We start from the raw sequence: 12,078 nt of genomic DNA, 5'->3' as shown, positions 1-12,078 counted from the left end.
ATGGCAAATGTAAAGATGTTTAAATTATTGGGTGTGATGTTGGCTGTGATGCTAATCGTTTGGGGTATTGCTCCAATTTTAAGGCATCAACCATTAACTAATGATGTTTTGGCCACTGCAATTATTTTAATATTGATTGCTATTGCATACTTTGTGATAATGTTTAATCCTTCCTGGACAAAAGCAGTTTTCTTTTTTGAAGGAATTGTAATTGGTGTAAGTGGATATATGTTATTGGATTATCCTTATAATATTGAATTGGCTGTTGTAGGTTTAATTATTATAATAATTGCTATTCTTGCTTATTTGCAAAAATTACCGCCTAGTATTTTAAAATGGTTTTATAGATAAATTATTTATCTTTTATTCTTTTTTTTATTAAATTTTTTCATGTAAATTTTGTCATTTGAATAGATTTTTTTAATTTAAATTAAATTTCAGCTATTTTTACTTATATTAAATAGTAAAAGATATATATATTGCACAATAAAAATAAGTGTACCATGGTGATTAATTATGGCAGAGATATCAGACGCAATCGCAATGATAAAAAAAGCTGAATTTGATGCTGAACAACTTATTCTTGATTCAGAGTCTCAATCTAAAGACTTAATTGCTGAATCAAAAGTAAAAGCTGAAGAAGTTATTTCTCAAGCTAAACAAGCAGCAGAAGAAGAAGCAAAAAAAACTGTTTTTGATGCAGAAGATAAAGCTAAAGTAGAAGCAGAATCTATTGCTAAAAAGTCCGATGAGGACGTTGCATCTATTAAAAATGCTGCAATGGCAAATGTAGATGAAGCTGCTTCAGTTATTGTCAAAAATATTTTGTAGTGTGAGATTATATGTTCAAGACAGCTAGAATGCGTAAAATAAGAATAGTTACACTTGATAAGTATGTAGCTCCTACAGTGGATGCTCTCCATGAATCAGGGCTTATACAAGTCAGTGATATTTCTGAAAGCATTCAGCAAGATCCTGAATTGGCGGAATTAGTTGCTCCTGCGAAAGCAACTCCGTACACTGGTAAATTATCTTCTCTTCTTATGAAAACAAATGGTATATCTGAACTATTAGGAAATTCTTTATCAGAAGGCCATGGGTTAAAAGACACTTTAATGTCTTTTATTAGTCCAGACATGCCAGTTCAAAAAGAAGTGGAGAAATTAGACACTCCTGCCTTTATTGAAAAGGCTGAAGATACATTGGCTCAAGTTGAGTCCAAAACTAGTGTCATTGAAGGAAAACTAGCCGCACTCGACACTGAAACAAGTGAACTACAGTCTAATAAAAGTTTGGCTAATCGTTTATCTAATTTTGACATGGATTTAGCTCTTTTAAAGGATTCAAAGTACACTTCTACTACTGTTGGAAGGATTGATGCTGGATCTACTTCAGAAATCAAAAATGAATTAAGTAAATTGACAGACGAATTAGATATATTTACTGTTCCTATGGATGATAAAGCGGGAGAAATTATCGTCGTAGTAACATTAAAAGAATTAGGTGACGAAGTTTATTCAACACTTCGTAAATTTGACTTTGAGAAAATTGAAATTGGAGATGTCGAAGGTACTCCTCAACAAATTATTTCAAATGCAGATTCAAGATTATTGACCATTGAATCAGAACGCGCTGCTGTTAAATCAGAATTAAGAGCAGTTGCTGAGCAATGGGACGATGATATATTAGCTCTCAAAGAACAATTGGAAAATGAAAAAGATAAGAACGAAATCCTTTCATCTTTTGTTCAAACTAAAGATGCATATGTCTTTGAAGGTTGGGTGCCTGAAAAGGACACTGAAAAAGTTGAACAATTGGTTGAAAAAAGTTCTGATGGACATTGTGCCTTTGAAACAATAGAGGTTGAAGGTACAGATGATGAAAATGTTCCTATCCTACAACAAAATGGATGGTATTCTAGACCTTTCGAATACCTTGTTGATATGTACTCTCCAGTACGTTACAATGCAATTGATCCAACAATTTTTGTTGCAATTACATTCCCACTCTTCTTCGGTTTCTGTTTAACCGATGCAGTTTACGGGTTAATTGTTTCTCTTATTGGTGTAGTATTATTACTGGGTCTTGGAAAAATCAAAGAGTCAATGCATTCCTTTGGTTGGATTTTAATCTGGTCAGGACTGTGGTCCGTTATACTGGGTTTAATTACTAATGGTTTCCTGGGAGATTTCCCAGAAAGAATGTTAGGTTTCAAATTACCAACAGTTATTGCTGCTGTTGAATCATTCAAAAATCCTCAAAATATCTTATTAATTGCTATTGCTATTGGTCTTATTTACACTAATATTGGATTCCTTATTGGTGCTATTAACAATTTAAGATATGGTAATAAGAAAGATGCAATTGGTTCTCAAATTTGTTGGTTTGTATTGGAAGCAGGTATTATTTTCCTCGCTTTAGGTGTACTTAATGGTCCTATTATGGGAATAGCTCTTCCTTCATTAGGTATTGTTGGTATAGCTATAGGTGCGGTTTTAATAATTGCAACTATTGGAATGTTAGTATGGGCTAACGGTGCATATGGTGTAATGGATATCTTCGGATTCATGGGAGATGTTTTATCCTACGCACGTCTTTTAGCATTATGTTTAGCTACTGGTGGTATCGCTATGACTGTTAACATCTTAACTAACTTAGTTGGAGACATGATTCCAGTTATTGGTATTGTTCTAGGAGTTATCATATTCATTGGTGGACACATAGCAAACTTTGCTTTCCAAGTATTAGGTGCATTCATTAACTCTTTACGTCTTAACTATGTGGAATTCTTCTCTCAATTCTTCATGGAAGGTAAAGGTAAATTTGATGCTTTTAAAGCAAAAAGGACATTTACTAAAATTAAAAATTAAAAATTTTTCATTTATATCTTAAATTAAATTATAAAATCAATATTATTTCAAAGGTGAATTAAATATGGTAGAAATTGCTTTAGGTACTGCTTTAGCAGCTATTGGTGCTGGAGTAGCAATTGGATTTGCTGGATTAGGTTCCGGTTTAGGGCAAGGTATGGCAGCTGCTGGATCTGTAGGTGCAGTTGCAGAAGACAATGACATGTTTGCAAGAGGTATTATTTTCTCTGCATTACCAGAAACTCAGGCTATTTACGGTTTCTTGGTTGCAATCTTATTATTAGTATTCTCAGGATTATTAGGTGGAGGACAAGGATTACCTACTGAAGCAGGTATTGTAGCTATTGGTGTAGGTGCATCCATTGGTTTCGCTGGTTTAGGTTCCGGTATGGGACAAGGTATTGCTGCATCCTCATCTGTTGGTGCAATCGTAGAAGATAATGATATGTTCGCTCGTGGTATTATTTTCTCTGCATTACCAGAGACACAAGCTATTTACGGTTTCTTGATTGCTATTTTACTTATGGTATTCGGTGGAATCTTAGGTTAAGGAGGCAATTTATATGAGCTCAGGCACAGATAAAATTGTTTCAAGCATTATGTCTGAAGCCCAAGGGAAAGCTGATGTAATCATTCAAGATGCCAATGCTGAAGTTTCAGCAATTCAAGCACAAGCTGAAAAAACCGCTGAAGCTGAAAAAACTAAAATTTTAGATAACGGTAAAAAACAATCTGATATGAGATATCAGCAAATTATCTCTGAAGCTAAGATGAATGCTCGTAGAGCAGAATTAGGCGCTAAAGAAGAAGTAATTGATGCTGCTTTCAATCAAGCAGTCGATCAGTTAAAAACTAAAGCTTCTTCAGGCGACGACGAGTATGAAGATTCATTAAGTAAAATGATTAAAGAAGCTGCTGATGAAATTGGCGGAAATGATTTAATTATTCAATTAAATGAAGCTGATACTAAAAAAATTAAAGAAGAATTATCTGCAAGTGGTTCAGACTCTTTCCAATTAGAAGATATCAAGTTCACATTAGGTGAACCTATTGACGCTATGGGTGGAGCTATTTTAAAGACCGTTAATGGAGATATTGAAGTAAATAATACAATTGAAGCTAGATTAGATAGATTTAAAAGTATCTTACGTAGTGAAGTTGCTGAAATATTATTTAAATAATTAGGAGGATAAATTATGGCAGATGAAATTGCTACCTTAATAAGTTCAATGGGACTTACACAAGACACATTTCTTGTCTTTTGTGTTATCGCAATACTTGTTGTAGGTGCAGTAGTTGTAATCATTACATCTAGACCAATTTTGGACGTTTATCCTTATCTTAACCCAAGTTCAAGAGTAAGAGCTAGAAAAGGAAGACTCTTTGATGAAAAACAAATTTCTGAACTTGTTGAAACCAACAATGTTGATGAAGTTGAAAATTATCTCAGAGGCAGCCCTGACTATGCTGATGTTTTAGATGAATATCCACTCGATAAAGCATTAGATGTTGAACGTGCTAACACTTATGACTTTGTTGCAAGATTGGCTCCTAAAGAAATTAAAAAACCTTTTGCTGTCATGTCTAGAAAAACTGATGTGGACAACATCAAAAGTCTTTTAACCGCTAAAGAAGTTGGTCTTACTCCAGAAGAAACAAGGGAATTATTAATTCCTTGTGGATCATTATATGAAGAGTTAGATGCTTTAGCTGACTCAGATAGTGTAACTGATATTGTAACAAGTTTGGATGGTACTGAATACTCAACAGCATTAGAAGATGCTCTTCCACAATATGAAGATACTAAAATGATTCTTCCATTAGAATCAGCTTTAGACAAATATTATTTAGGCAAATTATTACGTTCTACTGATGTTCCTTCAGATGAAAACAAACAAATTTTATACTCATATGTTGGAACACAGGTTGATGTAGCTAATCTTAAACTAATTATAAGGGCTAAAGAAGATGGTCTAGATTATGATGCAATCTCTCCTTATATATTAGAAGAAGGGTACCAATTACGTGAATGGAAACTTAAAGATTTAATGGAATCTCCAGATGTTACAAATGTAGTTTCTGGTCTGGAAGGAACAAAATATGCTGAAGCTTTGACTGATGTGATGCCAATGTATAATGAAACTGGCTCAGTCGCTCTATTTGAAAAAGCATTAGATAAATATGCTTCCGACTATTCAAAATCTTTAGCTTCTAAAAAACCACTAGGAATTGGTCCAATTATTGGTTATTTAAGTCAAAAAGAAAATGAAATTAAAAATTTAAAAATTATTGCAAGAGCAAAAAGAGAAGCAGACTTCCCTAATTCTAAAATCATGGAGATGTTAATATGAGTTCAGTAGCAGTTATAGGTGATATTGACACTGTTTCCGGATTTAGATTAGGTGGTGTCAAAAAAGCAGAAGTAGTTAATACTCCTGAAGAAGCTATCGCAGCTTTTGATAAATTTTTAGATGAAGAAATTTCAATTATTATCATTACCCAATTAATGGCTAATGAAATAAGAAATCACATTGATAGAAAAATTGGTTCAAATGTTTTACCAATGATAATTGAAATACCAGATAAAGATGGGTCCTCAGAAGGTTCATCTGAACAAATAAATGACCTTATTAAAAGAGTTATTGGGGTAGAGATGGTTAAATGATTATTGAAGGAAATATTATTAAGATTGCTGGGCCTGTTATTATTGCAGATGGTATGAGAGGGGCTCAGATGCTTGAGATGGTTAGGGTAGGTGACGAAAAGCTTATCGGTGAAATCATTGAGTTAGAAGGTGACACCGCAACTATCCAAGTATATGAAGAAACAGCCGGTATTCAACCGGGTGAAGTAGTAGAATGTACTGGTGGTCCATTGTCTGTAGAACTTGGTCCTGGTGTAATGAGTTCTATTTTTGACGGAATTCAAAGACCTTTAAGAATCATCAGAGAAGAATCTGGTGACTTCATTGCAAGAGGTATTGATGTAGATTCCATCAACAAAGAGAAAAAATGGGCTTTCAAACCTGTAGCTAAAGTTGGGGACAAAGTAAAAGGCGGAGATGTACTCGGAGAAGTACAAGAAACTACTGCAGTTTTACACAAAATTATGGTTCCACCAGCTATGGAAGGTGAAGTTACTGAAATTGCAGCTGAAGGAGAATACACTGTATTAGAAGATATTGCAGCTGTTGACGGTGAAAAAATACAAATGCTCCAAAAATGGCCTGTAAAAAGAAGCCGTCCTTACATTGAAAAATTAGATCCAGATATACCATTAGTAACTGGTCAAAGAGCACAAGACACTTTCTTCTCCGTAGCTAAAGGAGGAGCAGCAGCTATTCCAGGTCCTTTCGGATCCGGTAAAACTGTTACACAACAACAATTAGCTAAATGGGCTGACGCAGATATTGTTGTATATATTGGATGTGGAGAACGTGGTAACGAAATGACTGAAGTACTTACTGAATTCCCATTCCTTGATGACCCTAAAACCGGTAATCCATTAATGGACAGAACTGTTCTTATTGCTAACACTTCAAACATGCCGGTAGCAGCTCGTGAAGCATGTGTATACACAGGTATTACTATTGCTGAATATTACCGTGACCAAGGTTACGATGTAGCGCTCATGGCAGACTCAACTTCAAGATGGGCTGAAGCTATGAGGGAGATTTCTGGAAGATTAGAAGAAATGCCTGGGGAAGAAGGTTACCCTGCATACTTAGCATCCAGATTAGCACAATTCTACGAAAGAGCTGGAAGAGTAAAAACTATTGGTACTGAACCAAATGTTGCATCTATTTCTGTAGTCGGTGCAGTATCTCCTCCTGGTGGGGACTTATCAGAACCTGTTACTCAAAACACATTACGTATCTGTAAAGTGTTCTGGGCATTAGATGCATCCCTTGCGGATAAACGTCACTTCCCTTCAATTGACTGGTTACAAAGTTATTCCTTATATGTGGACAGTATTGAAGGATGGTGGGCTGAAAATGTAGCAGCAGATTGGAGAGCAACTCGTGACCAAGCTATGGGATTATTACAAAAAGAATCTGAGTTACAAGAAATTGTACAATTAGTTGGTCCTGATGCATTACCAGAAACTGACCAAGCTACTTTAGAAACTACCCGTATGTTAAGAGAAGACTTCTTACAACAAAATGCATTTGATGAAGTAGATACATACTGTGCTCCTGATAAACAGTACAAAATGTTAAAAACCATTTTATTATTCTACAAAGAATCTCTTGCAGCTGTTAACAGAGGTGCACCAATTGCTAACATTGTAGCATTACCTGTTAAAGAAGAAATCGGTAAAATGAAATACATACCACAAGACGAATTTGATGCAAAAATTGAAGAAATTCAATCCGCAATTACTAAACAATGCAGTGAGGCTTAAAAATGAATACAAATATTAAAACTAGAGAATATACTACTGTATCTGAAGTCTCAGGTCCTTTGATGGTTGTTGAAGGAGTAGAAGGCGTTGGTTACAATGAAATTGTAGATATTGAAACACCTACTGGTGAAAAAAGAAGTGGACAAGTTCTAGAAGTAACTAAAGATGTTGCTGTTATTCAAGTTTTTGAAGGAACTAACGATTTAAACACTAAAGATACTAAAACCAGATTTACTGGTCAAACTGCTAAAATCGGTGTGTCCAGGGACATGATGGGCCGTATCTTCAACGGTATCGGTAAACCTATTGATGGTGGACCAGAAATCATACCTGATGAAGAATTAGATATTAACGGAGCACCAATGAACCCTGCTTCTCGTGAATTCCCTGAAGAATTTATTCAAACTGGTATCTCTACCATTGACGGAATGAACACATTAGTAAGAGGACAAAAACTTCCTATTTTCTCAGGATCTGGTTTACCTCACAACGATTTGGCTGTACAAATTGCAAGACAAGCTAAAGTATTAGGTGCTGACGATGAGTTCGCAGTAATTTTTGCTGCAATGGGTATTACCAACGAAGAAGCTAACTTCTTTATGAGAGACTTTGAACGTACTGGTGCTTTAGAAAAATTAACAGTATTCATGAACTTAGCAGATGACCCTGCTATTGAAAGGATTTTAACTCCAAAAATGGCTTTGACTACTGCTGAATATTACGCATTTACCTTAGGTATGCAAGTATTGGTTATCTTAACAGATATGACCAACTACTGTGAAGCTTTAAGGGAAATTTCTGCAGCAAGGGAAGAAGTACCTGGAAGAAGAGGTTATCCTGGTTACATGTACACTGACCTTGCTGGTATCTATGAAAGAGCAGGACGTATTGACGGTAAAGAAGGTTCAATTACTCAGATGCCTATCTTAGTTATGCCTCAAGACGATATTACTCACCCAATTCCTGACTTAACCGGTTATATTACCGAAGGACAAATTGTATTAAGTAGGGAAATTTCAAGGAAAGGTATTTACCCTCCTGTAGACGTACTTCCTTCACTTTCTCGTTTGATGAGTGGTGGTATTGGTGGAGAAAAAACTAGGGATGATCACAGTGGTGTATCTGACCAACTTTATTCTGCATATGCAGAAGGTCGTGAATTAAGAGACCTCGTTGCGGTTGTAGGGGAAGAAGCACTTACTGAAAGGGATCAAAAATTCTTAGAATTTGCTCAAGCATTTGAAGACCAATTCATTACCCAAAGTAAAGATGAAGACAGAACTATCTTTGAAACTTTAGATCTTGGTTGGAGTTTACTCAAAATCTTACCTAAATCTGAACTTAAAAGGGTTAAAGAAGAATTTATTGAACAATACCTTCCAAAAGATGACTAATCTCATTACAGTAATGTAGGTGATTAAATGGCACAAGATATTATAGATGGAATTAATCCAACTCGTATGGAATTATTATCTCTTAAAAATAGGACTAAACTTGCTGTTAAAGGGCATGGTTTACTTAAAGAGAAAAGGGACGCTTTAATTAAAGAGTTTTTTGATATCTTGGATCGTGTCAAAGGTATTCGTGAAAACGCAGAAAAAAGTTTAAAAGAAGCTAATGATGCTTTACTTGAAGCTCAAATTGCAATGGGAGATTTAGCAGTTAGAAAAGCTGCTTTATCTGTAAAAGAATCTATTGATGTTGAAATTACTTCAAGAAGTGTTATGGGTGTATCAGTACCGGTCACTGATGTCAAAATGGGTGAAAGATCCATTATTGATAGGGGTTATGGATTTTCTGATACTACTATTCAATTAGACGAAGCTGCTAAAAAATTCGAGGAATCTGTAAAGTACTTAATCGAACTGGGTGAAGTAGAAAAAACAATTTTCTTACTCGCTGAAGAAATCGAAGCTACTAAACGTAGAGTAAATGCTTTGGAACATATTATGATTCCAAGATTCCAAAATACTGAAAAGTATATTGATATGAGACTCCAAGAAATGGAAAGGGAAAACTTCGTAAGATTGAAAATGATTAGGTCCACTATTGAGAAAAATGAAAAGGCAGCTGCTGCAGCTGAAGCAGCTGAAAATGCAGAAGCTTAAATTTTTCTTAATACTTCTCATTTTCTTTATTTTTTATTATTTTTTAAATTAATGATTTAAAATGTGTTTATTTTTTAAAAATTTAAATTTAAGTTAGTTATTGTAAAATTTTTTTTTACTAGAAATTTCAAGAAAGTGTGTTTAAAATGAAAAGAAATCCAATTGACCAATTTATGAAAGACCCTGATAATAAGGCGAAATTATTTGTTTGGATAACTCATGGGATGATTATAACTACATTTATGATAACAATTGGGTTGATATTGTTTATTCTATACCTTGTTGGTATCTTATAGCTGCATCATTTACTTTTTTACTGGCTATTTCAACTTTTTCATATAATTTTTCAAAATTTTTATCTTTATCAATAATTGTTAGTAACGGTTCTGATTTTTCGGTAATTGATCCTATATGGGGCAAGTCAAAAATATTGTTCAAGTCTATTTTTTCGTATTTCATTCGTGTTGGTGAATATATGATTTTCTTATAGGAGTAATATTTAGGTTTAGGAATTTCAACAATTTCTCCCATGCATGCTTTTATATGTGCATCCAGCATGTTTATTCCAAGTGACTTTTCAATGCACTCAAATGTTCCTTGAAGTCTGGAGTTAATTTCAATTACATATAATCCAGTTTCATTAAGAATATAATCCACACCATTTGATCCGATTAAATTAAATTTATGAGATAATTTTTCTGATGTTTCCATCATAAGATTGTTAATTTTATCGATATCATTAATATTGGACATTATTGATTTTTCGGTTAATGGCAAAATGTTTCCCACATATATGAAACTATTGTTTTTTTCAAAGTCATGAATAGTCAGTAATCTTGAATTCATTATAGTTTTTGCATCATTTTTTGTTGATAGAACAGATGAACTTAAATTGATTCCATGAACATATTCTTGAAGAATGAAATCTCCTTTATTAAATTGAATATCTTCATTATTATTTAATATGTTGATATCATACCCGCCACTTCCTTGCACGGGTTTTAAAATAAATTGACTCTCCGGATGATTATTATTTATTTCATAAGCTTCATCTACATCACTTATATAAAAAGTCTTAGGAGTTTTAAATTCATATTTAATTTTTTGATAAAATTTGTATTTGTTTTCAATGTGTTTAACATTTGTATTTCCTAAAATCTTTTTTTGATCCTTTCTTGAAAACTCTGTTGGCGAAATTCCTGAAATCGGTATGATGTAGTCAACTTCATCAATGTAATCCTTTGAAATTTCTATAAGTTTTTCGCTGTTAAATTCTTCTTCGAAAACACCGCAGCTAAGTCCGTCTTCCTCGTTTAGAATGATTTTTTGGTTTTTAATTGCGGGTGTGTCTGATGTTGAAAAATAGCTTGTAGAATAAATATCATAATCTAATTTTAATGCACTATTAAGCATACTTCTTGTATCAATTCCAATAAGTAATAGCTTTTCCATAAAATATCAGTAAAAAATAGTTAATTAAAATAGTCCCGAGCGGAGTCGAACCGCCGTCTCCGGGTCCAAAGCCTAGAAGGATTACCACTACCCTACGGGACTATATTTGTTGTATTACAACATTTAATATATATTTATTATGTAGTATTTAAAAGTATCGGTTCAAAGTTTCTGATAAAATAAACATTTGTCATGCCACATGCAATTATCACATATCTTATTCACGCTTTCTTTCGAATTAAATATATTTTGAACTTTTTCAAATAACTCTACACTTTCATATTCCATTTCAGGGTTTAATTTTGATAGTACTTCGTTATCCATTGATACTATGATTTTATTTTGTGTGGCATTCTGACATAAATTATTTTTTAAATTAGGACAGGATTTACAAATATCATCTGGAGAATCTGTCAGTGAAATGGAAGTATTTTCAGATGTTCTGGTCTGGTTAATTTCTGTCATATTTTTGACAAAATTTTCATCATAACCATAACCTTGAAAACCTTGAAGACATAATAAGTGATGTCCTCTTAAAACAAGTTTCATAATATCTAAATAAATAAAAAAAGAAAAGGTTTAAAACCTTTTTTAGTCTTTTGGTAAGAATATTTTTGATACTGAAGCTGCTGCTAAAATTTTAACAATATCTCCAGCAATAAATGGTATAAGACCCATCATTAATAAATCAACAATTCCTAAAGGAGCTCCTGAATTAGCAGACCATAATGCAAGACCTGCAAGACCAGGAATATAAATACATACAAAGTTTGCTACACCAATAACCAGTGTCATTTTTCCAAAGTTACGTGCATGTGCATATTTGTCTCTAATTGCTCCAATGAAATAGGATGCAATTATAAATCCGATAAAGAATCCTCCGGTTGATCCTAAAAATGTTTCAATACCTCCAGTCATTCCTCCAAACCAAGGAATAAATGCAATACCTAAAATAACATATAAAATTTGGCTTAAACATCCATATTTTCTACCTAATAGTAAACCAGAACTTAAAACCGCGAAAGTTTGTGCAGTTATAGGAACTGGAGTCCATGGGAGAGGTATAATAATTTGAGCCATTATCCCTGTGAAACATGCCATCATTAATGACATGAGAATTTTAGTTGCGGTACTAGCATCTTCAATTCTTTCGAAAACATTTTTTCTAGTACGATAGTAATTATCAATATTGATATTCATTTTCATCCTCCAATTTCCATATTCTATAATTAATCTGTTAGTTA

General features: G+C 33.6%; 13 protein-coding genes and 1 tRNA gene. 10 read left to right on the top strand and 4 right to left on the bottom strand.

Annotated elements, in window-relative coordinates; translation table 11 throughout:
• From Q0P94_RS01745 to Q0P94_RS01700, 10 genes are all read left to right on the top strand, one after another.
• Window positions 1-351 (top strand): hypothetical protein, encoded by a 351-nt coding sequence (locus Q0P94_RS01745; RefSeq protein ID WP_295113101.1) that lies wholly within the window; start codon window positions 1-3, stop codon window positions 349-351.
• 165 nt (window positions 352-516) lie between these two features.
• A complete protein-coding gene (locus Q0P94_RS01740) occupies window positions 517-831 on the top strand; it encodes an HrpE/YscL family type III secretion apparatus protein (RefSeq protein WP_295113098.1) in 315 nt (104 codons plus the stop codon).
• A gap of 11 nt (window positions 832-842) precedes the next feature.
• Window positions 843-2,870, top strand: a complete 2,028-nt coding sequence (locus tag Q0P94_RS01735) for a V-type ATP synthase subunit I (RefSeq protein WP_295113095.1) — start codon at window positions 843-845, stop codon at window positions 2,868-2,870.
• Between the two features lie 64 nt (window positions 2,871-2,934).
• Entirely contained in the window at window positions 2,935-3,420 is a 486-nt protein-coding gene (locus Q0P94_RS01730) for a V-type ATP synthase subunit K (RefSeq protein WP_295113092.1), read from the top strand.
• Window positions 3,421-3,433: 13 nt separating this feature from the next.
• Window positions 3,434-4,051, top strand: coding sequence for a V-type ATP synthase subunit E (locus tag Q0P94_RS01725; protein ID WP_295113089.1), 618 nt, complete (start codon window positions 3,434-3,436; stop codon window positions 4,049-4,051).
• 15 nt (window positions 4,052-4,066) lie between these two features.
• A complete protein-coding gene (locus Q0P94_RS01720) occupies window positions 4,067-5,221 on the top strand; it encodes a V-type ATP synthase subunit C (protein ID WP_295113087.1) in 1,155 nt (384 codons plus the stop codon).
• Window positions 5,218-5,535, top strand: a complete 318-nt coding sequence (locus tag Q0P94_RS01715) for a V-type ATP synthase subunit F (RefSeq protein ID WP_295113084.1) — start codon at window positions 5,218-5,220, stop codon at window positions 5,533-5,535. Before Q0P94_RS01720 ends, Q0P94_RS01715 begins: the two co-directional genes overlap by 4 nt.
• The gene (locus Q0P94_RS01710) at window positions 5,532-7,274 is read left to right on the top strand and encodes an ATP synthase subunit A (RefSeq protein ID WP_295113081.1); all 1,743 of its coding nucleotides are present in this window, start codon (window positions 5,532-5,534) and stop codon (window positions 7,272-7,274) included. The genes Q0P94_RS01715 and Q0P94_RS01710 overlap by 4 nt, the downstream gene beginning before the upstream one ends.
• A 2-nt stretch (window positions 7,275-7,276) precedes the next feature.
• The gene (locus Q0P94_RS01705) at window positions 7,277-8,668 is read left to right on the top strand and encodes a V-type ATP synthase subunit B (protein ID WP_295113078.1); all 1,392 of its coding nucleotides are present in this window, start codon (window positions 7,277-7,279) and stop codon (window positions 8,666-8,668) included.
• Between the two features lie 27 nt (window positions 8,669-8,695).
• Window positions 8,696-9,382 carry a V-type ATP synthase subunit D gene (locus tag Q0P94_RS01700; protein WP_295113075.1) on the top strand — a complete coding sequence of 229 codons (687 nt, stop codon included), beginning with the start codon at window positions 8,696-8,698 and terminating at the stop codon, window positions 9,380-9,382.
• A 267-nt stretch (window positions 9,383-9,649) separates the two neighbouring features.
• Here the strand turns inward: Q0P94_RS01700 and Q0P94_RS01695 are convergent, their stop codons facing one another.
• From Q0P94_RS01695 to Q0P94_RS01680, 4 genes are all read right to left on the bottom strand, one after another.
• Window positions 9,650-10,834 (bottom strand): ATP-grasp domain-containing protein, encoded by a 1,185-nt coding sequence (locus tag Q0P94_RS01695; protein WP_295113073.1) that lies wholly within the window; start codon window positions 10,832-10,834, stop codon window positions 9,650-9,652.
• A 30-nt stretch (window positions 10,835-10,864) separates the two neighbouring features.
• Window positions 10,865-10,936: transfer RNA gene (locus Q0P94_RS01690), tRNA-Gln, on the bottom strand.
• Between the two features lie 60 nt (window positions 10,937-10,996).
• Window positions 10,997-11,383, bottom strand: coding sequence for a DUF1284 domain-containing protein (locus Q0P94_RS01685; protein ID WP_295113070.1), 387 nt, complete (start codon window positions 11,381-11,383; stop codon window positions 10,997-10,999).
• 42 nt (window positions 11,384-11,425) lie between these two features.
• Window positions 11,426-12,028 carry a biotin transporter BioY gene (locus Q0P94_RS01680; RefSeq protein ID WP_367270192.1) on the bottom strand — a complete coding sequence of 201 codons (603 nt, stop codon included), beginning with the start codon at window positions 12,026-12,028 and terminating at the stop codon, window positions 11,426-11,428.
• Window positions 12,029-12,078: the final 50 nt, after the last annotated feature.

This window comes from uncultured Methanobrevibacter sp. (genome assembly GCF_946184425.1).
In the GTDB taxonomy this organism is placed as follows: domain Archaea; phylum Methanobacteriota; class Methanobacteria; order Methanobacteriales; family Methanobacteriaceae; genus Methanocatella.
This window is presented reverse-complemented; position numbering and strand designations above follow the sequence as displayed.